Source organism: Chromobacterium subtsugae (assembly GCF_035919665.1).
In the GTDB taxonomy this organism is placed as follows: Bacteria; Pseudomonadota; Gammaproteobacteria; order Burkholderiales; family Chromobacteriaceae; genus Chromobacterium; species Chromobacterium subtsugae.
Genome location: NZ_CP142381.1, coordinates 4,001,130 through 4,027,436 on the forward strand (window position 1 = coordinate 4,001,130; position 26,307 = coordinate 4,027,436).

The following is a 26,307-nucleotide window of genomic DNA, read 5'->3' on the forward strand; positions in this document are numbered from 1 at the left end:
ACCTCATAATTCCTGCGGATCGACATCCAGCGACCAGCGCAAGCCGCGGCCATGGCGGCGCGCCAGCGGGTCGAGCAAGGCTTGCGCCTGCGCGAGCAGGCTGTGCAGCGCGGCGCGGCGCGGCGCCTCCAGCACCAGCTGCGCGCGCTCGCGCTGCGCCAGCCGCGCCATCAACGCCGGCGCCGGGCCGGAAATCAATACGCCGTCGGCCAAGGGCTCCAGCAGCGCGCGCGCCTCCTTGAGAAAGGCGGCGGCCTGCGCCAACTCCGGGCTGTCGGCGCGCAGCAGCGCCTGGAACACGCTGGGCGGGAAGCCGGCCTGGCGGCGCTCGTCCAGCAGGCTGGAGGCGTAACCGTCGAAGTCATGCGCCGCCAACGCCTGGTACAGCGGATGCTCGGGCCATTGCGTCTGGATCAGCACCTCGCCCGGCGCTTCGGCGCGGCCGGCGCGCCCCGCCACCTGCATCAACTGCGAAAACAGGCGCTCGGAAGCGCGGAAGTCGGCCGAATACAGGCCGCCGTCAGCCCCCAGCACCGCCACCAGCGACAGGGTGCCGAAATCGTGGCCCTTGGCCAGCATCTGGGTGCCGACCAGGATGTCCACCTCGCCGCCATGCACCTTGCGGTACACCTCGTCCCAGGCGTCCTTGCGGCTGGTGGTGTCGCGGTCTATCCGCAGCACCCGCGCCTCCGGCAGCATCCGCTGCAGCGCCGCCTCCAGCCTTTGCGTGCCCTCGCCCAGCGGCTTGATGTCGGGGTCGCCGCAATCCGGGCAGGCGCGCGGCACCGGCTCTTCCCAGCCGCAATGGTGGCAGCGCAGCTTGCGCTCCAGCAAATGCACCACCAGCTTGGCCGAGCAATGCGGGCAGCCGCTTAGCCAGCCGCAAGCGGTGCAGGCCACCACCGGGGCGAAGCCGCGGCGGTTGATGAACACCAGGCTCATCTCGCGCCGCGCGAGCCGCGCCCGCAACGCCTCGACCACGCCTTCGTCCAGGCCCTCGGCCAGACGCCGGCGCCGGGTGTCCACCAGCCGCACGTCCGGCATCCGCGCCGCGCCGTGGGCGCGCCGGATCAGCGCCAGCTTGCGGTAACGGCCGGCCTCGACATTGGCCACTGTTTCCAGGCAGGGAGTAGCCGAGCCCAGCACGATGGAAATGCCGGCGCGGCGCGCGCGCCACACCGCCAGATCGCGCGCGTGGTAGCGCAGGCCGTCCTGCTGCTTGAACGAGCCGTCGTGCTCCTCGTCCACCACGATCAAGCCCAGCCTGGGCAGCGGCGTGAACACCGACAGCCGGGTGCCTATCACCACCTCGGCGTCGCCATGCCAGGCGTCCAGCCAGCCGTGCATCCGTTCGCCATCGGCCAGGTGGCTGTGCTGCACCACGATGCGGCTGCCGGGAAAGCGGTCGGCGAAACGGTTGATCAGCTGCGGCGTCAGATTGATTTCCGGCACCAGCACCAGCACCTGCCGCCGCGCGGCAAGATGATCGGCGATCAGCTGCAGATAGACTTCGGTCTTGCCGCTGCCGGTCACGCCGTGCAACAGCCAGGGCTGAAAACCTTGGCTGGCGCGCAGCGCGTCCAGCGCCGCCTGCTGCTCGGCGTTCAGCGCCGGCGCTTCGCCCAGCCGCAGCGGCGCCGGCTCCGGCGTCGCGCGCGCCGCCTTGCCCTCGGCCAGCCAATCGGCCAGCAGCTTGCCGGCCTGCGGCGTCACCGCCTTGGCCGCGGCCAGGTCCAGCGGCCCGTCCTGCAGCGCCTGCCACAACGCCAGCCTGGCCCGCTGCCGCGCCGGCGGCGCCTCGGCCAAGCCCGCGGCGGTCAGGAGGAATGACCGGCGGTCGGGGCGGATGACGTCGCGCGGCTCGCGCAAGCCGGTGGGCAGCGCGGTGAACAGCGTAGGTCCCAGCGGATAGTGATAATAGCCGGAGGCGAAGCGCGCCAGCGCCAGAAACTCTTCCGGCAGCGCCGGCAGTCCGTCGAGCACGCTTTCGATGCATCGCAGCTTGGCGGCGTCGACCTCGGCGACACCCTCCCCCGGTATCGGCGCGACAACCACGCCACACACCCGCCGATTGCCGAAGGGTACGCAGACTCTCGCGCCCGCCATGACGGGTGATTGAGTCAGGTAACTGAACGTTCCGGGCAATGGCAGATCCACCACCACCTGGACCAAGTCCTTGCCATCCATTTACATGCCTTCCTCAGGCAAACCCTGCTGCGACAAGGCTTTGCATCCGCTGTGCACAGATCTTGTGGATAACTTTGTGAACAACCATGCTGATCGCTGGCAAAAAGCCATGAAATCAGTGTTTCCGTTGGATTGCACAAAAATTAATCAAATGTAAAACTCTTTTATTTTCAATGGCTTATAAAGTTATTTATTTTTTGCCTTGCGCGCTTGACAAGAGAAGCCACAGCGACTAGGCCGTGTGCATAACTTCAGAAACACCAGCCGCGTCCGCTGTCAATAGACATTTTTCAAGTTGCAAATATCCATCTAAAAACAGAAACGAAAGCCGGTCTGACGGGCGTCGATACCCTGGCGGCCGCCCAAGGCTTCGATACGACAAGCGCAATAAATTCTTAAAAAACCGCGGTTTTTTTCCACAGGTTTTCTGCATAAAAGATAAGAATTCTGTTTAAACAGAAACAAGAATTCATTCAGCAACATCCGCGCGCACCACGCTGGTGCGCCGCGCACCGGGCGCGGCACCAGCATAGTCCGGGATCTCACTGGGAATGATAGGGGCGCGACAGCCGGTGCACCGCCTCGATCAGCGCGCCGGCGTGGGCCGGGTCGACGAACTGCGAGATGCCGTGGCCCAGATTGAACACGTGGCCGCTGCCCTGGCCGTAGCTGGCCAGGATCCGCCCCGCTTCGCGCTCGATGGCTTCCGGCGAGGCGAACAAGGCGTTGGGATCGAAGTTGCCTTGCAGCGCCACCTTGGCGCCGACGCGCGCGCGCGCCAGGCCGATGTCGGTGGTCCAGTCCAGGCCGACGCAGTCGGCGCCGATGCCGGCGATGTCTTCCAGCCACTGGCCGCCGTTCTTGGTGAACACGATCACCGGCACGCGCCGGCCGTCGGCCTCGCGCTTGAGGCCGGCGACGATGCGCTGCATGTAGGAGAGGGAGAATTCGCGATAGGCGGCATGGCTGAGCGCGCCGCCCCAGGTGTCGAAAATCTGCACCGCCTGCGCGCCGGCGTCGATCTGCGCGTTCAGATAGGCGATCACCGACTGGGTATTCATTTCCAGGATGTGGTGCAGCAGCTCCGGACGGCTGTACAGCATCGCCTTCACATGGCGGAAGTCATCCGAGCCGCCGCCTTCCACCATATAGCAGGCCAGCGTGAACGGGCTGCCGGAAAAGCCGATCAAGGGCACGCGGCCGTTCAGCGCCTGGCGGATGCTGGCCACCGCGTCGAACACGTAGCGCAGCTTGTCGAGCGGCGCCGGGCGCAACGCGCGGATGGCGGCTTCGTCGCGCAGCGGGCGCTCGAACTTCGGCCCCTCGCCTTCGGCGAAATACAGGCCCAGGCCCATCGCGTCGGGCACGGTGAGGATGTCGGAAAACAAGATCGCCGCGTCCAGCGGAAAACGGTCCAGCGGCTGCAGCGTCACTTCGGTGGCGAAGGCCGGGCTGGTGCACAAGTCCATGAAGCTGCCGGCGCGCGCGCGGCTGGCGCGGTATTCCGGCAGGTAGCGGCCGGCCTGGCGCATCATCCAGATCGGGGTGTATTCAACCGGCTCCTTCAAGAGGGCCCGCAGGAAGGTATCGTTGCTCAGCTGGGTCATGTCGGCACACGCTATGGGAATCAGCCGGCATTATACCCACCCGGCCTCAGGGGTGAAACCACAGCTCGCGCCGCCGCAGCGGCGTGTCCTCCGGCAGCAGCGGGTTGTCCAGTTCGATGATGGTGCGCGCCGCCAGATTGAGTCCGCGCAGATGATCGCCGTTGAAAGACTTGAACAGCTGCTCGAAACTGCCGTCGGCGACGCTCCTCTCCAGGCCCTGCTCCAGCATCCTGGCCAACTCCGGGCGCTTCGGCGAGACGAAGAAATAAAAGGCGGTGGGGTAGTGCAGCAGCAGGTAGGGGTCCAGCATCAGCCCCTTGCTGTTCGGCGACTCCAGCTCCTGCCGCACCTCGATCACGCTGCGCGGAAAGTAGTCGTAGCGGCGCTGGCGCAGCATGGAGAACAGGTTGGGATAATCGACGCTGGTCACCACCGGCAGGCCGGCATGCTGCAGGATCTGGGTGTCCGGCCAGTCCTGTCCCTGCCCGGCGCGAAACGCCATCAATTGCTGCCGGGTTTTCACGCCCTTGAACAGCTGCGGCCGGTCGGCGCTGATCAGCGGCACCCGCCAGCCTATCAGCCCCTTGTCCAGCGGCACCTTCACCGCCAGCAGCTTGCTTTCGCGCTCGCGGCTGGTCATCCCCCAGAACAAGTCGACGCTGCCGCCGGCGCGCAGCATCTGCTCGGTGGCGCGCCCCTGGTTCATGTCGCGCGCCGCCAAGAGCACGCAACGCTCGCGCATCTGGCTGCAGGCCAGCTGCAACAGCGCCTGCATGTAGGGCCAGTGCGGGTCGTTGTCGCCGGACACCAGCGCGTAGTTGATGGACATGCCGGCCGCCTGCGCCATCGGCAGCAGGCAGCACAGCAGCCATATGCTCAACACCCTCGCCATGATGGAAGCACCCCGTCGCCCCGATGCCTCCATTATGGCCGCGGATCAGAGCCAGCCCAAGCTGCCCGCCAGCCCGCCCAGCAGCAGCAGCCACAGCGGATTCCAGTTGCGCCGCCAGGCGATCCAGGCCACCGCCAGGCTCACGCCCCAGCCGGCGGCGTCGCGGTTGGCCGCCTGTAGCAACAGGCAGGCGCTGGCGCCGACCAGGCCCACCGTCAGAGGCAGCAAGGCGCGCGCCAGCAGCCGGGCCAGTTCGCCACCCTGGTTGGCCTCCCACCAGCGGGAGACATAGAAGCTCAGCAGCGACGACGGCAGACACATGCCCAGCATGCAGACCAGCGCCCCGGCCAGGCCGGCCACATGCCAGCCTATCAGGCTGACCACCAGCACATTGGGGCCCGGCGCGGCCTGGGCGATGGCGAACAGCTCGGCGAACTGGCCGGCGCTCATCCAGCCCTCGGCCACCACCAGCCGCTGCAGCTCAGGCAACAGCACATTGGCGCCGCCCACCGCCAGCAGCGACATCAGGCTGAAATGCCACAGCAGCACCAACAGAATCATGTCGCCGCCCTCCCTCTGTTCAGCCACGCCAGCGCCAGCGCCAACGGCGCCGAGGCCAGCAGCACCCACAGCAAAGGCAGGCGGAACACCGCGATGGCGGCGAAGGTGGCGGCCACCACCAGCGCGCTCCAGACACGCCGCTCCAGCCTGGACAGCAAACGCAGCGCCATCGCCAGTAACAGGCCGGCGGCGGCCGCCGCCAGGCCATGCATCACATGCTCCACCAGCGGCAGCTGGCGGTAGCGGCCGTAAACGGAAGCCAACAACAGTACGATGACCATGGGCGCCAACAGCAGGCCGCACACCGCCGCCAGCGCGCCGCTCGGCCCGTGGAAGCGCGCGCCTATCGACACCGCCATATTGACGATATTGGGACCGGGCAGCACCTGGCACAGCCCCAGCTGCTCGGCGAAGTCGGCCTCGGACAGCCAGCGCCGCTTCAGCACCAGCATGCTGTGCGCCTGCGGCAGCACGCCGCCGAAACCGCTGACGCCGATGGAGAAGAAGCCGGCGAACAGCTCGCGCCGGCTGGGAAGAATCAGATCGCTATTCATGCCTTGACACTACTCGCCGCCGCAGGACTATACAAACGAGAAATTCTGACAGGGGCGGTCACCTGCCCTCACAGTTCGCCCAGCCGCTCGGCTATGAAATCGACGAAAACCCGCAGCTTGGGCAAGGGTTGGCGGTCGGCCGGGTAAATCAGGTGCATGGGCTTGGGATCGGGCAGATAGCCGTCCAGCAGCGACACCAGCCTGCCCTCCGCCACATCCCCGGCCAATAACGCCTCCGCCTGCAGCGCGATGCCTGCGCCGGAGAGCGCCAGCTGGCGCAAAGCCTGGCCCTGATTGCACAGGAAGCGGCTGGCGCGCATCCGCAGGCCATGCCGCTGCGCCAGCGCCTCCCAGCCGTCGTCGCGCCGCCAGCGGCTGAAGCCCAGGCAGTCATGCTCCGCCAGATCGGCCGGCGTCGCCGGCGTGCCGCGCGCGGCCAGATAGGCGGGCGAGGCGGCGATCATCATCCGGTACGGCCGCAAACGCCGCGCCACCATGCCGGAATCGGCCAGATGGCCGATGCGGAACACCGCGTCATAGCCGTCGGCCACCAGATCCACCAGCTGGTCGCTCAGTTCCAGCTCCACCCCGATATCCGGATAGCGCGCCATGAAATCGGCCAACAGCGGCGCCAGCCTCAGCGTGCCGAACGTAACCGAGGCATTGATCCGCAGCACCCCGCGCGGCTGCGCCCGCAGCAGCGCCGCCGCGTCCTCGGCCGCCGCCAATTCGGCCAGGATGGCGCGGCAGCGTTGAAAGTAATGCTGGCCCAGCTCGGTCAACTGCTGCCGGCGCGTGGTCCGCACCAGCAGCTTGCCGCCCAGCCGCGCCTCCAAAGCCGCGATATGCTTGCCGACCATGGGCTGGGACAACCGGTGGGCGTCGGCCGCCGCGGTGAAGCTGCCCTTCTCCACCACCGCGACGAACAATTCCATGCTGAGCAGCCGGTCCACGAGATTAGAAACTCCAAGTTATCAATTTTGTTCATCATAGCGGATTAATCAAACCAGCGAATCCATGCACACTGCGGACATCGCAACCCATAACGGAGAACATCCATGAAGATTCTGCTCGTAGGCGCCAGCGGCACGCTGGGCCGCGCCGTGCATCAAGCGCTGTCCCACCATCAAGTCATCACCGCCGGCCGCGGCAGCGGCGACCTGCGCGTCGACATCACCGACAGCGCCAGCGTGCAGCGGATGTTCGAGCAGGCCGGCCGCCTCGACGCCATCGTCAGCGCCACCGGCAGCGTGCACTTCGCCCCGCTGGCCGAGATGACTGCCGCCGACTTCCGCATCGGCCTGAACGACAAGCTGCTGGGCCAGATCGACCTGGCGCTGACCGGCCAGCATTATCTGAATGACGGCGGCTCCATCACCCTGACCAGCGGCATCATCAGCGCCCAACCCATCCGCCAGGGCGCCAACGCCACCGCGGTCAACCGCGCGCTGGAAGGCTTCGCCGCCGCCGCTGCGCTGGAGCTGGGCCGCGACCGCCGCATCAATGTGGTCAGCCCCAACGCGCTGCAAGAGTCCTGGGACGGCTACGCGCCCTTCTTCCCCGGCTTCGAGCCGGTGCCGGCCGCGCGCGCGGCGCTGGCCTATGTGCGCAGCGTGGAGGGCATCGCCAACAGCCAGACGCTGACCGTGTGGTGATTCCCCAAACCAGGGCAGGAGACAGGCCATGAAGATACTGCTAGTCGGCGCCGGCGGAACCATAGGACGTTCCGTGTCGCAAGCGCTGTCACATCATCAAGTCATCGCAGCCAGCCGCAGCGGCGGGGAGGTCCGCGTCGACCTCTCCGAGCCGTCCAGCATCCGCGCGCTGTTTGAACGCATCGGCAAGGTGGACGCCATCGTCAGCGCGGCCGGCAGCCTGCACTTGGGCCCGCTGACCGAAATGTCGTCCGAGCAGTTCCGCATCGGCCTGGACGGCAAATTGCTGGGGCAGGTGAACCTGGCCCTGATCGGCCAGCACTTTCTCAGCGATGGCGGTTCGATCACGCTGACCAGCGGCATGGGCAATGAAATACCGATCCGACACGGCAGCAACGCCTGCGCCGTCAATGCCGCGATAGAAGGCTTCGTCCGGGGTGCCGCAGTGGAGCTGGCAGCCGGCCAAAGGATCAACGTCGTCAGCCCCGGCGTTTTGCAAGAGTCCTGGGAAGCTCTGAAGGACTTATTCCCTGGCTTCGAGGCCGTGCCGGCCGCCAGAGCCGCGCGCGCCTATCAACGCAGCGTCGAAGGCGTGGAGACCGGACAAGTCTTCAAGGTCTGGTAAGGCCCGGCGCGCGGCCAACCTATACTGCAACAGCCGCCAAACACCGGACGCCGCGATGAAAGCTATCCTGTGGGGCGGGCTGGCGCTGCTGCTATGCCCGCTCTTTCCCCATGCCGAGCCGATACCGGCGTACAGCCAGGCGATAGAGCCCTGGGGCGATCCGGCCAGCGGCGACGGCCTGACGCCGCGCTTTCTCGGCTGGCTGGCCGCGCAAAGCGGGCTGCGGCTGGCGCAGGACACCCGGCCGCTGCCGCGCCTGGTGGAAGACCTGAAAGCCGGCCGCGACGCGCTGGCGCTGATCACCGCCTCGCCGGAGCGCGACGCCTTCGGCCTGGAGCTGTGTCGTCCCGCCGCCATCCGGCTGTCGCTGATCCACCGCCAGGCCAGCCGCCCGCTGCGGCCCGAGGACTTCCGGCGACGACCGGTGGGCATACTGCGCGGCACCCATACGCTGGACGCCTTTCTGACGGCTTCCGCCGCCGCCCCGGTGCGGGTGGCCGACATGCGCCAGGGCTTCGGCATGCTGCGCATCGGCCGGCTGGACGCGATGATGTGCGTGCGGCCCGGCTGCGGCCGCGTGCTGCGCGAACTGTCCTCCCCCGCCGACAAATGGACCGAATTGCCGATCAGCAGCGAGCCGATGGCGGTATACGTGTCGCGCGCCCACCCGCTGGCGCGCGATGCGGCGACGCTGGAAAAACTGCGCGCGGCCTGCGTTTCCGCCGCCGGCCGGCGCGAGATGGCGGCGCTGCTGGCGCGCTACGATTAGCCATGAAAAAACCCGCCGGCCTTCGCAGGCGGGCGGGTCTGCCGGGCATCGGCACGGACCGGATCAGATGTCGGCCTCGACCTCGTTGCCCTTGGCTTCCATCCAGCTGCGGCGGCTGGCCGCCTCGCCCTTGCCCATCAGCATCACGAAAGTGTCCAGCGTCTGCTGCAGCTGGCCCTCGCGCACCCGCACCTGGCTCAGCCGGCGGGTGTCCGGGTTCATCGTGGTGTCCTTCAGCTGCTCCGGATTCATCTCGCCCAGGCCTTTGAAGCGCGAAATGCTCCAGGCGTTCTCGCGCACGCCTTCGCTGCGCAGGCGGTCGAGGATGGCCGCCATTTCGCCTTCGTCCAGCGCGTACAGCTTGCGCGGCGGCCGGGTCTTGCCCTGGCCCGGCACGTCGACGCGGAACAGCGGCGGCTGCGCGATGTAGACATTGCCGTTCTCCACCAGCCGCGGGAAATGGCGGAAGAACAGCGTCAGCAGCAGCACCTGGATGTGCGAGCCGTCGACGTCGGCGTCGGACAGGATGGCGATCTTGCCGTAGCGCTGGCCGGACAAGTCCGGCGCGTCGTTCGGGCCATGCGGGTCGACGCCTATCGCCACGGAAATGTCGTGGATTTCGGCATTGGAGAACAGCTGGTCCTTGTCCGTCTCCCAGCTGTTGAGCACCTTGCCGCGCAGCGGCAGGATGGCTTGGTACTCCTTGTCGCGCGCCAGCTTGGCCGAGCCGCCGGCGGAGTCGCCCTCTACCAGGAACAGCTCGTTGCGCTCGATGTCCTCGCTCTCGCAATCGGTCAGCTTGCCCGGCAGCACGGCCACGCCGGAACCCTTCTTCTTCTCCACCTTCTTGACCGACTTCAGACGGCTCTGCGCCTGGCGGATCGCCAGCTCGGCGATTTTCTTGCCGGCTTCCACGTGCTGGTTCAGCCACAGCTCCACCGGATCGCGGGCAAGGCCGGAAATCAGCTTCAGCGCGTCGCGGCTGGTCAGCTTGTCCTTGGTCTGGCCCTGGAACTGCGGGTCCAGCACCCGGGCCGACAGCACGAAGCGCACGCGGCTCCACACGTCCTCCGCCATCAGCTTGACGCCGCGCGGCAACAGGTTGTGGTGATCGACGAAGCTCTTCACCGCGTCGAACACGCCGGCGCGCAAGCCGGCCTCGTGGGTGCCGCCCACCGGGGTGGGGATCAGGTTGACGTAGCTCTCGCCGCTGGCGCCGTCCTCGAACCAGGCCATGGCCCACTGCGCGCCCTCGCCCTTGGCGAATTGCTCGTGGTCGTCTCCGATATACGCTTCGCCGGCGAACAGCGGCGCCACCGGCTCGTCGTCGCCGCACAGCTCCGCCAGATAGCTCTTCAGGCCTTCCGGGTACTGCCACACCTTCACCTCGTCGCCGCTGGACTTTTCCACCGTCAGCGTCACCGCCACGCCGGGCAGCAATACCGCCTTGGCGCGCAGCAGGCGCTCCAGCTCCTGCATCGAATAGCGCGGGCTTTCGAAATATTTGCCGTCCGGCCACACCCGCACCCGGGTGCCGCTGGTGCGCGGGCCGCAGTCGCCGATGCGGGCCAAGGGTTCGATCACATCGCCGCCCGAGAACACCAGGCGATGCACGCCGCCCTCGCGCTTGACCTCCACTTCCAGGCGGGTGGACAGCGCGTTGGTCACCGACACGCCTACGCCGTGCAGGCCGCCGGAAAAGGCGTAGGCGCCGCCGTCCTTCTTGTTGAACTTGCCGCCGGCGTGCAGCCGGGTGAACACCAGTTCCACCACCGGCACGCCTTCTTGCGGATGCAGGCCCACCGGAATGCCGCGGCCATCGTCCTCCACCGTCAGCGAGCCGTCCTGATGCACGGTGACGGCGATCTTGCGCGCGTAGCCGCCCAGCGCCTCGTCGGCGGCGTTGTCTATCACTTCCTGGCAGATGTGGGTGGGGTCGGTGGTGCGGGTGTACATGCCGGGCCGCTCTTTCACCGGCTCCAGCCCCTTCAGCACCCGTACCGAGGATTCGTCGTATTGTTGGCTCATATTCTTGGTCTTGCTTTATCCGCGACTCGCGCCTGCGCCGCTCCGGCAAGAGCGGCGGGAAAAAAGACAGCGGGCATCGGCCCGCCGTGTGGGTATAGCTGAAACGGCGCCGCCGTCAATGCTCGCTCTGCGCGCCGGTGCGCGCCTGGTAGGCGTGGTGGCTCTCCACGCCGCGCAAAAAGCGCGACAATTCCGACAGCGCCCGCTCGTACACGTCGCGCTTGAATTCGATCACCGCGTCCACCGGCGCCCAGTAATCATTCCAGCGCCAGCCATCGAACTCCGGATGGCTGGTGGCGCGCAGGCAGACGTCGCTGTCGCGCCCGACCAGCCGCAACAGAAACCAGATCTGCTTCTGGCCCTTGTAACTGCCGCGCCATTCGCGGCGTACCCAATTCGTCGGCACCTCGTAACGCATCCAGTCGCGGGTGCGTCCCAGGATCTTCACGTGCTGAGGCAGCAAGCCCACCTCCTCCAGCAGCTCGCGGTACATCGCCGCTTCCGGGCTTTCGCCCGGCTTGATGCCGCCTTGCGGAAACTGCCAAGAGTGTTCGCGCACGCGCTTGCCCCAGAACACCTCATTCCTGGAGTTGGTGAGGATGATTCCGACATTTGGGCGGTATCCGTCCCGGTCCAGCATGGAAAAAACCTGCAATTCGTCTAGTTACCGGAATTTTTGCACATTTCCGTCTGCCTTGCCATGCGCGAAACTCCGGCCCGCCGACACTTTAAAAACTTGAGCGCCGCCGCCCGCGCGCCGCCGTCTCCCCCAAACCAGCCAAACGGTGCTACGATGCGTCGATTGAACGTCATTCAACTGCGCATTCATGGCATTTCTGCTTACCCGACCAACGCTTTCCCGTCTGCCCTGGCTGCCTCTGCGGCCGGAAGACTTCTCCACGCTGCTGCAAACTAGCGAGTTCCGCCTGCGCCTGCTGGCCGGCATCGCCGCCGCCGAGCAACGCATCTATCTGTGCTCGCTCTACCTGGAGAACGAGGAAGCCGGCCGCGAAATACTGGACGCCCTCTACCAAGCCAAGCAGCGCCGCCCAAGCCTGGACATCCGGGTGATGGTGGACTGGCACCGCGCCCAGCGCGGCAGGATCGGCGAAGACCAGTCGCACTGCAACGCCGCCTGGTATCGCGACGAGGCGGCGCGCCGGGAGCTGGACATCCCGATCTACGGCGTGCCGGTGCAAACCCGCGAGCTGTTCGGCGTGCTGCACCTGAAGGGCTTCGTCATCGACGATACCGTCTACTACAGCGGCGCCAGCCTCAACAATGTCTACCTGCACAAGCTGGACAAATACCGTTTCGACCGCTACCACCTGATCCGCAATCCGGAGCTGGCCGACGCGATGGCCGGCTTCATGGCCGAACAGTTCTTCAACGACCCGGCGGTGTTCCGCCTGGACAAGCCGGCGCCGTCCACCCGCAGCATACGCAAGGAAATCCGCCAGCTGCGCGACAAGCTGGTGCATAGCCAATACCGGCTGGCCGGCGGCCAGGCGGCGCCCGATCAGCTTAGCGTCAGCCCCATCGTCGGCATAGGCAAGGGCAACCGCCTGAACCGCGCCATCCTGGACGTCATCGCCAGCACCGAGCGCAAGCTTTTCATCTGCACGCCCTATTTCAACTTCCCCCGCTCGGTGGTGCTGGAAATCAACCGCGCGCTGCGCCGCGGCGTGGAGATCGACATCGTGGTCGGCGACAAGACCGCCAACGATTTCTACATCCCGCCCGAACAGCCGTTCCGGGTGATCGGCGCTCTGCCTTATTTGTACGAGATGAACCTGCGCCGCTTCGCCAAGCGCCAGCGCCAGTTCGTCAACCGCGGCGAACTGCGCGTCCACCTGTGGAAGGACGGCGACAACACCTTCCACCTCAAGGGCATGTGGGGCGACGAGCGCTACATCCTGCTGACCGGCAACAACCTCAATCCGCGCGCCTTCCGGCTGGATCTGGAAAACGCCTTGCTGCTGCGCGATCCGCAGCGCCAGCTGCAGGCTCAGAGCCAGGCCGAACAACAAAGCATCCTGCGCCACACCACCTTGCTCAAGCACTATCGCCAGCTGGAAGACGTCCGCCACTACCCGGAACAGATCAAGAAGCTGCTGACCCGCCTGAGCCGGGTGCGGATAGACCGCATGCTGAACCTGATGCTGTAAGACCTTGCTTCCCAGCCCCGCCGCCGCGGGGCTTTTTCATTGCCCAACGCCGCGCCGCCATATGCTAAAACTACTAAGCATATGCACGCAGCGGAGTTGCCGCATGGCCACCCCCAAGGTAGAAACCCGCAATCTAGACGTCAGCCACGATTACGCGGAAAAATGGCAGCAAGTGCTGGACCTGCTGGCCAGGATAGTCAGCATTCCGGCGGCATTGATCATGCAGGTGCAGCCGCCGCGCATCAAGGTCTTCCTCTCCAGCCACAGCGCCGGCAACCCCTACGAGGAAGACGAAATGGCCGACCTCGGCACCGGCCTGTACTGCGAAACCGTGATGAGCTCCCGCAACGAGCTGACCGTGCCCAATGCGCTGACCGATCCGGACTGGTGCGACAACCCCGATATCAAGCTGGGCATGATCTCCTATATGGGCATGCCGCTGACCTGGCCGAATCAGGACATCTTCGGCACCATCTGCATACTCGACCGCGTCGAAAACGCCTACACCCCCATCTACCGGCAGCTGCTGGCGCAGTTCCGCAGCATGGTGGAGCGCGACCTCAAGCAGATCTACAACGACAAGGCCCGCGCGCAGGAAGACGCCGCCCTGCGCGCCGACGAGGCCGAGCGGGTGCGCCGCGAGTTCGAACTGCTGCGCGCCGGCGAGCAGAAAGCCTTGCGCGCGCTGCGCGAGAGCGAGGAGCGCTGGCACTTCGCGCTGGAAGGCGCCGGCGACGGCGTCTGGGACTGGAACATCGCCAATGGCGAAATCTTTTTCTCCAGCCGCTGCCAGCAACTCTTGGGCTTGTCGCGGCCGGCCGACATCGCCGATTTCCAGCTCTGGCAAACCGGCATCCACCCCGACGACCTGCCGACCGTGCTGGCCGACCTGGCCAGCTATCTGCGCCAACCCCAGGGTTCCTTCGTCACCGAGCATCGCTTCCGCAAGGACCAGGACTGGATCTGGCTGCTGGGCCGCGGCATGGTGGTCAGCCACGACGCCCAAGGCCAGCCGCTGCGAATGATAGGCACCTACTCCGACATCAGCCGCCGCAAGCACGCGGAAGGCGAGCTGCAGCTATTGAACAGCCATCTGGAAGAACGGGTGGCCAGCCGCACCGCCGAGCTGAAGAAAGCGATGCACCAAATCAGCATCGCCGAAAAGCAGACGGCGCTGGCCCGGATGGTGGCAGGCATGGCGCACGAGCTCAACACCCCGATAGGCAACATCCTTCTATGCTCGTCGCAGATCCAGGCCGACGTGGCCGACATCGCCCGCGCCGACGCCGACAAGCAGCTGTCGCGCAAGGGACTGCAGGATTTCCTGCTGAAGGCCGGCGAAACCTGTGAACTGTTGCAACGCAACAGCGAACAGGCCGGCGATCTGATCGGCCGCTTCAAGCAGATTGCCGTCGACCAGCTGGACCAGCCCAAACGCGTGTTCAGCCCCGGCGAAGTCATCGGCCAGCTGCTGAAAGCGCTGCTGCCGCCCGAGCATCACCCGCATCTGCTGGTGGAGATGCACGCGCCGGCCCACCTGATGATAGAAAATTATCCCAGCGCGCTGGAGCAGCTGGTTTCGCACCTGGTCGCCAACTCGCTGACCCACGGCTTCGAAGGGCGCAACCAGGGCTGCATAGCCATCACCATCAGCCAATCGCAGGGCGACATCACGCTGCGCTACGAGGACGACGGCAAAGGCATTCCGGCGGAGTTGCACGGCAAGGTGTTCGATCCCTTTTTCACCACCCGCATGGGGCAAGGCGGCGTGGGGCTGGGCCTGGCGATGGTGCACAATATCGTGCAGGTGATCCTGAAGGGACAGATCCGGCTGGAAAGCGAGCCGGGCCACAACACTGCCTTCATCATCACCTTCCCGCCGAATCCCGCCTGACGGATGGCATGGTTTCGAATGCCGGCCGGATGCAGCCTAGCGCCGCTCAGCCTCGTCCGATTGGCCGCCATCGGCGCGCAGCGGCCTCACCTCTTGCAACAACTGATAATCGACATGGTCGTTTTCTTCTTCGTCGGTATAGATCAGGTCGGCGAAAACATGATTCCAGCGGATATCCAGATGCGAGAAGGTATGACGCGCCACCATGGGCTGGATGGTGGTTTCGTCTATGCCGCTGATGGACAGGATCAACTGCGCCTTCACCGCCGCCAGCGACTCGGCATCGCGCCGATACAGCGGGCTGCGCTCATCCAGCTTGTGCACCAGCGTCCAGCCCAGCACGAACATCGGGTGCTCGTCGCGCACCAGTTCCAGGTCGTAGAGCTTGCGAAACGCCGTCCCTTCCGCCGTAACTTCATGTTGCAACAAACGCAGACGGGCGCTGGCATCGATGATCACATTGTTTCTGGCATTGGCCGCGCGCAGCATCAGCGCCGGCTCGCCGTTCAACGGCCTCACCACCGCTAGGCTGGTGAAAACGATGCGCGCCCTAGGCCGCGAAAAGCGAGCAAAGGTGACGCCGGTGATCAAGGCTATGCTCATCATGCCGATAAAGATTTCCAGCATGGAAATCCAGTGGGTATACAGGGTTTGCGGATGCATGTCGCCATAGCCGACGGTGGCCAGCGTCTCGACGCTGAAGAAGAATGCTCCGAGAAAACCTTGTGGAAACTGGTTGGCGATACCGCCTGGCTGCAACTGGTAAAAGCCGGCGAACAACAGGTTCAAGGCCAGGAAAGCCGCCGCGATGAACAGGTAAAAACGCGGCCAGCTGATGGTCATGCAGTAATGGTATAGGTCATGCAGCGAATGCCGCGGCATGCTGTGGATGAACAGGCTGCGATCGCCCGCCAGAATTCGCCGGACGGGCTTGCTGCTGCGAGAAACCATCGGCTGCCACCTTCCAGTCGGTAAAGGGCTGATTTTGTGCGGGATGCGCGCAGTGGTCAATGGCAAGCCGCGGGGGAACGGGGAGAGGACGGCAAGGCCGAAACGACACAGCCCGGCGGGCGGGGCAGAAACGCAGAAACCCCAGCTCATCGAGCTGGGGTTCTGTATGGGGCGTCTGGCGGTGTCCTACTTTCACATGGCGAATGCCACACTATCATCGGCGCTAAGGCGTTTCACGGTCCTGTTCGGGATGGGAAGGCGTGGGACCACCTCGCTATGGCCACCAGACATAAACTGTACAAACTTAAAGAAGCCCGAACCCGTCTCTCAGACAGATTCGCATATATTCGGTATTTGACGTACGTCGCACATCCACTCTCTTGTGTCTCAGTTTCCCAAGCCACTCAAATGATAGGATCAAGCCTCACGAGCAATTAGTATCGGTTAGCTTCACGCCTCACAGCGCTTCCACACCCGACCTATCAACGTCCTGGTCTCGAACGACTCTTCAGGGAGGTCAAGCCTCCAGGGAAGTCTCATCTTCAGGCAAGTTTCCCGCTTAGATGCTTTCAGCGGTTATCTCTTCCGAACTTAGCTACCCGGCGATGCCACTGGCGTGACAACCGGTACACCAGAGGTTCGTCCACTCCGGTCCTCTCGTACTAGGAGCAGCCCCCGTCAAACTTCCAACGCCCACTGCAGATAGGGACCAAACTGTCTCACGACGTTTTGAACCCAGCTCACGTACCACTTTAAATGGCGAACAGCCATACCCTTGGGACCGGCTACAGCCCCAGGATGTGATGAGCCGACATCGAGGTGCCAAACACCGCCGTCGATGTGAACTCTTGGGCGGTATCAGCCTGTTATCCCCGGAGTACCTTTTATCCGTTGAGCGATGGCCCTTCCATTCAGAACCACCGGATCACTATGTCCTGCTTTCGCACCTGCTCGACTTGTCGGTCTCGCAGTTAAGCTACCTTTTGCCATTGCACTATCAGCACGATTTCCGACCGTACCTAGGTAACCTTCGAACTCCTCCGTTACACTTTGGGAGGAGACCGCCCCAGTCAAACTGCCTACCATGCACTGTCCCCAATCCGGATCACGGACCAAGGTTAGAACCTCAAAGGGGTCAGGGTGGTATTTCAAGGTCGGCTCCACCAGAACTAGCGTCCTGGCTTCAAAGCCTCCCACCTATCCTACACAAACCACTTCAAAGTCCAATGCAAAGCTACAGTAAAGGTTCACGGGGTCTTTCCGTCTAGCAGCGGGTAGATTGCATCTTCACAAACACTTCAACTTCGCTGAGTCTCAGGAGGAGACAGTGTGGCCATCGTTACGCCATTCGTGCGGGTCGGAACTTACCCGACAAGGAATTTCGCTACCTTAGGACCGTTATAGTTACGGCCGCCGTTTACTGGGGCTTCGATCAAGAGCTTGCACCCCATCACTTAACCTTCCAGCACCGGGCAGGCGTCACACCGTATACGTCCACTTTCGTGTTGGCACAGTGCTGTGTTTTTGTTAAACAGTCGCAGCCACCGATTCTCTGCGACCTGTCAAAGCTTCGGACGCGAAGTCCTACACCTCAACAGGCATACCTTCTCCCGAAGTTACGGTATCAATTTGCCGAGTTCCTTCTCCTGAGTTCTCTCAAGCGCCTTAGAATTCTCATCCTGCCCACCTGTGTCGGTTTGCGGTACGGTTCTTGTGCAGCTGAAGCTTAGTGGCTTTTCCTGGAAGCGTGGTATCAGTCACTTCAGGTCCGTAGACCCTCGTTATCACGTCTCGGCGTTAAAGAAGAGCGGATTTGCCTACTCTTCACGCCTACCGGCTTGAACAGACTATTCCAACAGTCTGCTGACCTAACCTTCTCCGTCCCCACATCGCACTGCACAAAAGTACGGGAATTTTAACCCGTTTCCCATCGACTACGCTTTTCAGCCTCGCCTTAGGGGCCGACTCACCCTACGCCGATGAACGTTGCGTAGGAAACCTTGGGCTTTCGGCGAGCGGGCTTTTCACCCGCTTTATCGCTACTCATGTCAGCATTCGCACTTCTGATATCTCCAGCATCCCTTACGAGACACCTTCACAGACCTACAGAACGCTCCCCTACCACGGACGCTTACGCGCCCATCCGCAGCTTCGGTTATCAGTTTGAGCCCCGTTACATCTTCCGCGCAGGACGACTCGACCAGTGAGCTATTACGCTTTCTTTAAATGATGGCTGCTTCTAAGCCAACATCCTGGCTGTCTATGCCTTCCCACTTCGTTTACCACTTAACTGATCATTTGGGACCTTAGCTGGCGGTCTGGGTTGTTTCCCTCTTGACGATGGACGTTAGCACCCACCGTCTGTCTCCCATGCTTGCACTTTCCGGTATTCAGAGTTTGCCATGGTTTGGTAAATCGCAATGACCCCCTAGCCATAACAGTGCTTTACCCCCGGAAGTGATACATGAGGCACTACCTAAATAGTTTTCGGGGAGAACCAGCTATCTCCGAGTTTGTTTAGCCTTTCACCCCTATCCACAGCTCATCCCCTAGTTTTGCAACACTAGTGGGTTCGGACCTCCAGTGCGTGTTACCGCACCTTCATCCTGGCCATGGATAGATCACTCGGTTTCGGGTCTACGCCCAGCAACTAAAGCGCCCTATTCGGACTCGGTTTCCCTACGCCTCCCCTATTCGGTTAAGCTTGCTACTGAACGTAAGTCGCTGACCCATTATACAAAAGGTACGCAGTCACGGAACAAGTCCGCTCCCACTGTTTGTATGCATCCGGTTTCAGGTTCTATTTCACTCCCCTCCCGGGGTTCTTTTCGCCTTTCCCTCACGGTACTGGTTCACTATCGGTCGATCACGAGTATTTAGCCTTGGAGGATGGTCCCCCCATATTCAGACAGGATTTCGCGTGTCCCGCCCTACTTCTCGTATGCTTAGTACCAAGAATGCGTTTTCGTGTACGGGGCTATCACCCACTACGGCGGTCCTTTCCATGAACCTTCCACTAACGCAATCTCTATCACATACAGGCTGTTCCGCGTTCGCTCGCCACTACTTACGGAATCTCGGTTGATTTCTTTTCCTTCAGCTACTTAGATGTTTCAGTTCGCTGAGTTCGCTTCCTCTGACCTATGTATTCAGTCAGGGATGACCCCTAAGGGCCGGGTTTCCCCATTCGGATATCGCGGGATCAAAGCTCTATTGCCAGCTCCCCCGCGCTTTTCGCAGGCTTACACGTCCTTCATCGCCTGTGATCGCCAAGGCATCCACCAGATGCACTTAGTCGCTTGACCCTATCATTTCAGCAGCCTAAGCCACTAAAACAACAAGTGTGTTTGTGCGACGACTGCACCGCCCCTTTTGATATGGCGACGCAGCCTTTGATACAATCAAATACCCAAGATGACGATTCATTCAACGAAAGACTTAACTCTCGCTGTTTGTTTCGCCGTCTTAATATATTCGGCTTCTTCAGTTTGTTAAAGATCGGGCGTATTGCTGAGCAGCTTTCGCTGCACGCGAACAACGCAAACAGAATCAAACTCGATCAAGTTCGTTTTTGTTTGCACTGTAAGTGGTGGAGGATGACGGGATCGAACCGACGACCCCCTGCTTGCAAAGCAGGTGCTCTCCCAACTGAGCTAATCCCCCAACTGGTGGGTCTGGTAGGACTCGAACCTACGACCCCTGCGTTATCAACACAGTGCTCTAACCAGCTGAGCTACAAACCCAGTCAACTTCTCAGCACTGAATCTCTTCGATCCAGCTGCCCTTAACGCGAATAACCGATAGGCTGTAAGTGCTTGGCGATCGCCTTCTCTAGAAAGGAGGTGATCCAGCCGCAGGTTCCCCTACGGCTACCTTGTTACGACTTCACCCCAGTCATGAATCCCACCGTGGTAAGCGGCCTCCTTGCGGTTAGCCTACCCACTTCTGGTGAAACTCACTCCCATGGTGTGACGGGCGGTGTGTACAAGACCCGGGAACGTATTCACCGCAGCATGCTGATCTGCGATTACTAGCGATTCCGACTTCACGCACTCGAGTTGCAGAGTGCGATCCGGACTACGATCGGTTTTATGAGATTGGCACCACCTCGCGGCTTAGCGACCCTCTGTACCGACCATTGTATGACGTGTGAAGCCCTGCTCATAAGGGCCATGAGGACTTGACGTCATCCCCACCTTCCTCCGGTTTGTCACCGGCAGTCTCATTAGAGTGCCCAACTAAATGATGGCAACTAATGACAAGGGTTGCGCTCGTTGCGGGACTTAACCCAACATCTCACGACACGAGCTGACGACAGCCATGCAGCACCTGTGTTACGGCTCCCTTTCGGGCACCAAGATATCTCTACCAAGTTCCGTACATGTCAAGAGCAGGTAAGGTTTTTCGCGTTGCATCGAATTAATCCACATCATCCACCGCTTGTGCGGGTCCCCGTCAATTCCTTTGAGTTTTAACCTTGCGGCCGTACTCCCCAGGCGGTCAATTTCACGCGTTAGCTACGCTACCAAGGATTCAAACCCCCAACAGCTAATTGACATCGTTTAGGGCGTGGACTACCAGGGTATCTAATCCTGTTTGCTCCCCACGCTTTCGTGCATGAGCGTCAGTGTCATCCCAGGGGGCTGCCTTCGCCATCGGTATTCCTCCGCATCTCTACGCATTTCACTGCTACACGCGGAATTCTACCCCCCTCTGACGCACTCTAGTCTTGCAGTCTCCAATGCCGTTCCCAGGTTGAGCCCGGGGCTTTCACATCAGACTTGCAAAACCGCCTGCGCACGCTTTACGCCCAGTAATTCCGATTAACGCTTGCACCCTACGTATTACCGCGGCTGCTGGCACGTAGTTAGCCGGTGCTTATTCTTCCGGTACTGTCATCCCCGCCAGGTATTAACCAGCGGGATTTCCTCCCGAACAAAAGTCCTTTACAACCCGAAGGCCTTCTTCAGACACGCGGCATGGCTGGATCAGGCTTGCGCCCATTGTCCAAAATTCCCCACTGCTGCCTCCCGTAGGAGTCTGGGCCGTGTCTCAGTCCCAGTGTGGCGGATCATCCTCTCAGACCCGCTACTGATCGTCGCCTTGGTGAGCTCTTACCTCACCAACTAGCTAATCAGACATCGGCTGCTCGTATAACGTGAGGCCTTACGGTCCCCCACTTTCCCCCTCAGGGCGTATGCGGTATTAATCCGGCTTTCGCCGAGCTATCCCCCATTACACGGTACATTCCGATGCGTTACTCACCCGTTCGCCACTCGTCAGCGGTGCAAGCACCCTGTTACCGTTCGACTTGCATGTGTAAAGCATGCCGCCAGCGTTCAATCTGAGCCAGGATCAAACTCTTCAGTTCAATCTCATAGCAAATTTTCTGGCACGCAAGTTCAAAGAAATAAACAAGTATCTCTTGTCTCTTGCAGTGCAAGTTTTTGGCTTTCGCCAAACACTTACACCTATCGGTTATTCTGTCTGTTAAAGAGCGGTGCCGATCGCTGCGTCGTCATCACCGGAACCGTTTCGTTTCCGCTGTTTCGTTCGCTGCGTCAGCTGAGGAGGCGAACTATACGCCCGGGACCCACACCCGTCAACACCTTTCGCCACAAAAAATGCAAAAAGATGGCGGAAGAACACGCAAACCATTGATAAACCATCAATATGGCGCAAAAAGAATTTCAGCTCTTCATGAAAAACGCCGCGATCCGCGGCGTTTTCGCTGCACTCCGTCCCCTGCTACGCGGCCTCAAGGCTGCGCAGGAGCGGCCGGCGGCTTCAGATAGGGCAGAAAAGCGTCCACCACTTCCGGCGCGTCCGGTTTCGTGCGGGTGGAGATGCTCACCACCTTGCTCGCGCCCGGCAGGATCAGGTACTTGTGGAAATTCCACACCGGCGCGTCGTCGGTGGCGGCGATCAACGCCTTGAAGAAAGGCTGCGCGTCGCCGCCGCGCACGTGGCCCTTGCCGGCCATCGGAAAGGTCACGCCGTAATTGGCCTGGCAGAACGCGCCGATCTCGCTGGGCTGGTCCAGTTCCTGGAAGAAATCGTTGCTGGGAAAACCGATCACCACCAGGCCGCGCGGACCGTATTGCTTATATAGAGACTCCAGCTGGGTGAACTGCGGCGTGAAGCCGCAATGGCTGGCGGTGTTGACCACCAGCACCGGCTGCTCCGCGTACTGGCACAGATTGATCTCGCCGCCCATCAAGCCCGGCACCTTGTAATTGAGCAATGGCGGGCACGCGGCCAAGGCGGCCTGCCCCCATAGCAACAGCAGATATCCCCAACGTTTCATGACGACCTCCCCGCCGGATGCGCCACCCGGCTTTGCTCCAGATATAAGAATAGGGCAATGCGCCCGCGCACTGCCCCATCGTCTCACATCGCGGCGGCACGCGCCGCCGGCCTGTCATTCCGGCTGGCTGGCGATTTCCGCGCGCACCTTGTCCATGTCCAAGTCCCGCAGGCTCTGCAGCAGCTGCTCGAACTGCGCGCCCATCATCGCGCCGGCCTGGTTGAAGACCATGATGCCATCCTTGATGGCGATCAGCGTCGGAATGGAGCGGATATTGAAGTGGGCGGCCAGGTCGCGCTCGTCTTCGGTATTGATCTTGCCGAACACGATGTCGGCGTGCTTTTCCGCCGCCGCCTCGAACACCGGGCCGAACATCTTGCACGGGCCGCACCACGGCGCCCAGAAGTCCAGGATGACCAACCCTTCTTCCTTCATATTGGCGTTGAAGTTGTCGGCGGTGAGATTGATATAAGACATGGCGGCTCTCTTTCGTAATCTGGGTGGCCCGCCAGCGGCGGGCTGTCTGCCATCAAGATATGAGCGGCCCCGGGCCATTGCAAGCCATGGCCCCGGTTGTATTTTTCAATCCGGCCGATAGCCCGCTCAGCCGACGAAGGGCAAAGCCAGGTACAGCTTGATCACGATGGCGTTGACGATGTCGATGAAGAAAGCGCCCACCATCGGCACCACCAGAAAGGCCAGATGCGAGGGGCCGAAGCGCTCGGTCACCGCTTGCATATTGGCGATGGCGGTGGGCGTCGCGCCCAGGCCGAAGCCGCAATGGCCGGCCGCCAGCACCGCTGCGTCGTAGTTGCGCCCCATCACGCGGAAGGTGACGAACACGGCGTACAAAGCCATCGCCAGCGTCTGCAGCAGCAACAGAGCAAAGATAGGCAAGGCCAGCGCCGCCAGGTCCCACAGCCGCAGCGACATCAGCGCCAGCGCCAGGAACAGCGACAGGCTGACGTTGCCCACCACCGATACCTCGCGCTCGAAAACCTTGTACCAACCCAGCGCCGCCAGGCCGTTGCTGATCAGCACGCCGACGAACAGCACGCAGACGAAAGTCGGCAGCTCGAAAGCCGTGCCTTTCAGCAAGCCGCCAAGAAACGTGCCGCCCAACAGGCAGACCGCGATCAATGCCAGCGTTTCGATGAAGGAATGCGGCGTGATCAGCCGCTGCGCGTCCGGCTGCTCGAAGCCTTGCGGCGGCTGGTCGGCGTTGTGCTCGGCGCCCGGCGTATTCACCCGCTTGACCAAAAAGCGCGCCACCGGCCCGCCGATCAGGCCGCCCAACACCAGGCCGAAGGTGGCGCAGGCCATCGCCAGTTCGGCGGCGGAGGCCAGGCCGTACTTGGCGGCGAAGGTGCCGCTCCAGGCGGCGCCTGTGCCATGGCCGCCGGACAGCGTGATCGATCCGGCCAGCAAGCCCATCAGCGGGTCCAGCCCCAGCGCGCTGGCCACCGCCACGCCCAAGGTGTTCTGCACCAGCAGCAGGCCCACCACCACGCCAAGGAAGATGCCTACCGCCCTGCCGCCCTGCTTCAGGCTGGCAAGGTTGGCGGTCAGGCCGATGGCGGCGAAGAAGGCCAGCATCAGCGGCGTTTGCAGCGAGGCGTCGAAGCGCACTTCCACGCCGGAAAACTGCCGCCAGGCCAGCAAAGCTGCCGCGACCACCAGGCCGCCGGCCACCGGTTCGGGGATGTTATAGGTGCGCAGCACGCCGCTATGGGCGACCAGTTTGCGCCCCAGCAGCAGGACCAGCGAGGCGGCCACCAGCGTGCCGTAGAAGTCGAGTTGGATCATCGGTTCTCCCTTTATCGTTTTCGAGCGAAAACGCGTCCGCGGCGCAACGCAGACAAACCGATGAATCAGGAAGGCATGGAGGCGCTCCACATCCCGCCGCTGGCGCGGCGAGGCGGCGCGAAGGCCGCCGGCTGGCTGGTCGGCGACTCCATGCGGAAACGCGCTTTCTTATAGGAGAGCGGAAGCGGAGAAAAAGTTCGCGTAAAAACTTTTTACAATCAGCGGCATGCGTTCGTCAGCCGCGGCTGATCTGCCAGCACTGGTGGATCTTGCGGTTGCGGAAATCTTCCGGCACCGACTGCTCGCTGATGTCGCGGATCTGATAATCGCCGCGCAGACGCTCGTCCAGCGCGAAGCTGCGCAGGTTGTTGGAGAAGTACAGCTTGCCGCCCGGCGCCAGCAGCGCCATCGCGTAGTCGATCAGCCAGACGTGGTCGCGCTGCACGTCCAGGATGTCGCGCATCTTCTTGGAGTTGGAAAAGGTGGGCGGGTCCATCACGATCAGATCGAACTGCTTGCCGGCGTCCACCGCCTCTTCCAGATACTGGAACACATCGGCGCGCACCAGCTTGTGCCGGGACGAGTCCAGGCCGTTCAGCTCGAAATTGCGGCGCGACCAGTCCTGATAGGTATTGGACATGTCCACCGTCTCGGACGACGCCGCGCCGCCGGCGCCGGCGTAGACGGTGAAGCTGCCGGTATAGGCGAACAGATTGAGGAAGCGCTTGCCGGCCGCCTCTTCGCGCACCCGTTTGCGGGTGTTGCGGTGGTCGAGAAACAGACCGGTGTCCAGATAGCGGTCCAGATTGACGATGAAGCGCTGGCCGAATTCCTCAACGATGAAATCGTCACCCTCGCGGCCCACCTTTTCGTATTGGCTGACGCCCTTCTGGCGGCGGCGGTTCTTCAGCGTGACGGCGGCGGCGGCAATGCCGGTCACCTGCTCGATGGCCGCCACCACCGCGTCTATCCAGGCGCGGTAATCGTCGTCGGCCATGTCCCAGCCGGTGTCGTACTCCTGCAGGTGAACCTTGCCGCCGTAGATGTCGACCGCGAACGGGAACTGCGGCACGTCCTTGTCGTAGGCGCGCCAGGCGTCCAGCCCCTGGCGGCGCGCCCATTTGGCGTAATGCTTGTAATTCTTGGCCAGACGGTTGGCGAAGGCGCTGACATCCTGCATGGCTATCCTCGAGACGGCAAAACAAACGCGCCAGACGAGTCTGGCGCGGCTGGTGATTCAAAACTGCATTATAAGCGCTATTGCTGCGAATACATCGCCAGCATCTTGCGATAGACCGGCTCCGGCAGATATTGGCGGATCATCCCTTCCCAGCCGCGCGGCCCCACCAGGCCCTTGACCATGGTGGACGACACCTCGGCGTATTCGCGCGGCGGCAGCAGGAACAGCGTGGTGATGTCCGGGTGCAGGTCGGAGTTGATGTAGCGCATCGTGCGTTCATATTCATAGTCGCTGGCGGTGCGGATGCCGCGCACGATGTAATTGGCTCCCACGCTTTGCGCGTAGTTGACCAGAAACTGGTTTTCAAACACGTCCACCCGCAGCTTGCTGAAGCCGGCGGTGACTTCGCGCAGCAGCTCCACCCGCTGTTCGACATCGAAGGTGCAATGCTTGTCCGGGTTCACCCCGACCGCCACGATGAGTTCGTCGAACAGTTCCACGGCTTCGCGAATCATCCACAGGTGGCCGTTGGTCACCGGATCGAAGCTTCCGGCATACACGGCTCTCTTCAATTGACGTTTTCCTTTGGATTTTGGCATGAGTTCCATGGCGAATGTATCTTGCGAAGGCGGGAGGGTAAAGGAATATTTGTGCGATGCGGCAAAACGGCGCCGCACCGCCCACATTGTCAAAATTCTGTCACAACTGGCAGTTGATCATCCAGTTGACGCCGAATTTATCACTAAAACAGCCAAAAAGCGCATTCCAGAAAGTCTTGCCCAGCGGCACCGTCACCTGCCCCCCGGCGCTGAGCGCCGCGAAAGCCTTCTCCGCCGCCGCGGTGTCGCCGTCCAGGTTGATCGACAGCACAATCTGCTGGCTGGGCGGCGCCGGCCGGTCGGTGTCGGAAATCATCAGCACATTGGCGCCGAACGCCAGCCGGGCGTGCATCACCCAGTTCGGGTCGATATCGCCCATCGGCGGCGTGTCCTTCGGCGCGTCCGAATAACGCATCAGCATCGCGATGTCGCCGTTCAGGGCCTCGCGGTAGAACTGCAGCGCCTCTTCGGCGCGTCCGTTGAAATTGAGATACGGATACACATGCATGGCAAGCCTCCGTCAG

At 62.5% G+C, this 26,307-nt stretch carries 21 protein-coding genes, 2 tRNA genes and 3 rRNA genes; 5 read left to right on the forward strand and 21 right to left on the reverse strand.

The genetic code is table 11. From position 1 onward, the window contains the following. Positions 1 to 3: 3 nt before the first annotated feature. The 7 genes from U6115_RS18995 to U6115_RS19025 all read right to left on the reverse strand — a co-directional run bounded on the left by U6115_RS18995 (position 4) and on the right by U6115_RS19025 (position 6,754). Positions 4 to 2,187, reverse strand: a complete 2,184-nt coding sequence (locus U6115_RS18995; RefSeq protein WP_043580864.1) for a primosomal protein N' — start codon at positions 2,185 to 2,187, stop codon at positions 4 to 6. 309 nt (positions 2,188 to 2,496) lie between these two features. Then, entirely contained in the window at positions 2,497 to 2,718 is a 222-nt protein-coding gene (locus U6115_RS19000; RefSeq protein ID WP_146008449.1) for a hypothetical protein, read from the reverse strand. Between the two features lie 11 nt (positions 2,719 to 2,729). Continuing rightward, on the reverse strand, positions 2,730 to 3,794 hold the full coding sequence (gene hemE, locus U6115_RS19005) for a uroporphyrinogen decarboxylase (protein ID WP_043580866.1): 1,065 nt from the start codon (positions 3,792 to 3,794) through the stop codon (positions 2,730 to 2,732). Positions 3,795 to 3,840: 46 nt separating this feature from the next. Continuing rightward, a complete protein-coding gene (locus tag U6115_RS19010; protein WP_230623456.1) occupies positions 3,841 to 4,677 on the reverse strand; it encodes a transporter substrate-binding domain-containing protein in 837 nt (278 codons plus the stop codon). 54 nt (positions 4,678 to 4,731) lie between these two features. After that, positions 4,732 to 5,247 (reverse strand): chromate transporter, encoded by a 516-nt coding sequence (locus U6115_RS19015; protein WP_043580870.1) that lies wholly within the window; start codon positions 5,245 to 5,247, stop codon positions 4,732 to 4,734. Next, positions 5,244 to 5,801, reverse strand: coding sequence for a chromate transporter (locus U6115_RS19020; protein ID WP_043580872.1), 558 nt, complete (start codon positions 5,799 to 5,801; stop codon positions 5,244 to 5,246). The genes U6115_RS19015 and U6115_RS19020 overlap by 4 nt, the downstream gene beginning before the upstream one ends. 68 nt (positions 5,802 to 5,869) lie before the next feature. Next, positions 5,870 to 6,754 carry a LysR family transcriptional regulator gene (locus U6115_RS19025; RefSeq protein WP_043580873.1) on the reverse strand — a complete coding sequence of 295 codons (885 nt, stop codon included), beginning with the start codon at positions 6,752 to 6,754 and terminating at the stop codon, positions 5,870 to 5,872. 105 nt (positions 6,755 to 6,859) lie between these two features. Here U6115_RS19025 and U6115_RS19030 point away from each other — a divergent pair, with 105 nt between their 5' ends. Genes U6115_RS19030 through U6115_RS19040 form a run of 3 tightly spaced genes read left to right on the forward strand, consistent with a single transcriptional unit; the run spans position 6,860 to position 8,850 of the window. Beyond that, on the forward strand, positions 6,860 to 7,456 hold the full coding sequence (locus tag U6115_RS19030; RefSeq protein ID WP_043580875.1) for a short chain dehydrogenase: 597 nt from the start codon (positions 6,860 to 6,862) through the stop codon (positions 7,454 to 7,456). A gap of 28 nt (positions 7,457 to 7,484) precedes the next feature. After that, on the forward strand, positions 7,485 to 8,081 hold the full coding sequence (locus tag U6115_RS19035) for a short chain dehydrogenase (RefSeq protein ID WP_043580877.1): 597 nt from the start codon (positions 7,485 to 7,487) through the stop codon (positions 8,079 to 8,081). Positions 8,082 to 8,136: 55 nt separating this feature from the next. Next, positions 8,137 to 8,850, forward strand: coding sequence for a substrate-binding periplasmic protein (locus U6115_RS19040; protein ID WP_043580879.1), 714 nt, complete (start codon positions 8,137 to 8,139; stop codon positions 8,848 to 8,850). 63 nt (positions 8,851 to 8,913) lie between these two features. Here U6115_RS19040 and parE read toward each other — a convergent pair whose 3' ends face one another. Together parE and U6115_RS19050 are read right to left on the reverse strand one after the other, a co-directional pair. Beyond that, positions 8,914 to 10,878: a DNA topoisomerase IV subunit B gene (parE, locus tag U6115_RS19045; protein WP_043580881.1), complete on the reverse strand. Its 1,965-nt coding sequence runs from the start codon at positions 10,876 to 10,878 to the stop codon at positions 8,914 to 8,916. Positions 10,879 to 10,993: 115 nt separating this feature from the next. After that, positions 10,994 to 11,518: an RNA pyrophosphohydrolase gene (locus U6115_RS19050; protein ID WP_043580902.1), complete on the reverse strand. Its 525-nt coding sequence runs from the start codon at positions 11,516 to 11,518 to the stop codon at positions 10,994 to 10,996. A gap of 187 nt (positions 11,519 to 11,705) precedes the next feature. Between U6115_RS19050 and pssA the strand changes: the two genes are divergently transcribed. Together pssA and U6115_RS19060 are read left to right on the forward strand one after the other, a co-directional pair. Then, complete coding sequence (pssA, locus tag U6115_RS19055) at positions 11,706 to 13,046, forward strand: CDP-diacylglycerol--serine O-phosphatidyltransferase (RefSeq protein WP_043580884.1); 1,341 nt, start codon at positions 11,706 to 11,708, stop codon at positions 13,044 to 13,046. A 103-nt stretch (positions 13,047 to 13,149) separates the two neighbouring features. After that, complete coding sequence (locus U6115_RS19060; RefSeq protein ID WP_043580886.1) at positions 13,150 to 14,940, forward strand: ATP-binding protein; 1,791 nt, start codon at positions 13,150 to 13,152, stop codon at positions 14,938 to 14,940. Between the two features lie 36 nt (positions 14,941 to 14,976). Here U6115_RS19060 and U6115_RS19065 read toward each other — a convergent pair whose 3' ends face one another. From U6115_RS19065 to U6115_RS19120, 12 genes are all read right to left on the reverse strand, one after another. Continuing rightward, positions 14,977 to 15,891, reverse strand: coding sequence for an ion channel (locus U6115_RS19065; RefSeq protein WP_043580888.1), 915 nt, complete (start codon positions 15,889 to 15,891; stop codon positions 14,977 to 14,979). A 173-nt stretch (positions 15,892 to 16,064) separates the two neighbouring features. After that, a 5S ribosomal RNA gene (gene rrf / locus U6115_RS19070) occupies positions 16,065 to 16,179 on the reverse strand. Between the two features lie 125 nt (positions 16,180 to 16,304). Continuing rightward, positions 16,305 to 19,196 (reverse strand): 23S ribosomal RNA (locus U6115_RS19075). Positions 19,197 to 19,478: 282 nt separating this feature from the next. Continuing rightward, positions 19,479 to 19,554, reverse strand: a tRNA-Ala gene (locus U6115_RS19080). Positions 19,555 to 19,557: 3 nt separating this feature from the next. Beyond that, positions 19,558 to 19,634: transfer RNA gene (locus U6115_RS19085), tRNA-Ile, on the reverse strand. Positions 19,635 to 19,726: 92 nt separating this feature from the next. Beyond that, positions 19,727 to 21,262 (reverse strand): 16S ribosomal RNA (locus U6115_RS19090). The 16S, 23S and 5S rRNA genes sit together here with 2 tRNA genes alongside, the layout of an rRNA operon. Positions 21,263 to 21,649: 387 nt before the next feature. Then, positions 21,650 to 22,198, reverse strand: coding sequence for a glutathione peroxidase (locus U6115_RS19095; protein ID WP_043580543.1), 549 nt, complete (start codon positions 22,196 to 22,198; stop codon positions 21,650 to 21,652). Between the two features lie 114 nt (positions 22,199 to 22,312). Beyond that, complete coding sequence (gene trxA, locus U6115_RS19100) at positions 22,313 to 22,675, reverse strand: thioredoxin (protein WP_043580541.1); 363 nt, start codon at positions 22,673 to 22,675, stop codon at positions 22,313 to 22,315. A 126-nt stretch (positions 22,676 to 22,801) separates the two neighbouring features. Continuing rightward, a complete protein-coding gene (gene gltS / locus U6115_RS19105) occupies positions 22,802 to 24,004 on the reverse strand; it encodes a sodium/glutamate symporter (protein ID WP_043580540.1) in 1,203 nt (400 codons plus the stop codon). A 235-nt stretch (positions 24,005 to 24,239) separates the two neighbouring features. Further along, a complete protein-coding gene (locus U6115_RS19110) occupies positions 24,240 to 25,184 on the reverse strand; it encodes a class I SAM-dependent methyltransferase (RefSeq protein ID WP_043580538.1) in 945 nt (314 codons plus the stop codon). Positions 25,185 to 25,261: 77 nt separating this feature from the next. Next, a complete protein-coding gene (coaD, locus tag U6115_RS19115) occupies positions 25,262 to 25,783 on the reverse strand; it encodes a pantetheine-phosphate adenylyltransferase (RefSeq protein WP_043580536.1) in 522 nt (173 codons plus the stop codon). A gap of 100 nt (positions 25,784 to 25,883) precedes the next feature. After that, positions 25,884 to 26,291, reverse strand: a complete 408-nt coding sequence (locus U6115_RS19120) for a VOC family protein (RefSeq protein ID WP_043580534.1) — start codon at positions 26,289 to 26,291, stop codon at positions 25,884 to 25,886. Positions 26,292 to 26,307 lie beyond the last annotated feature (16 nt).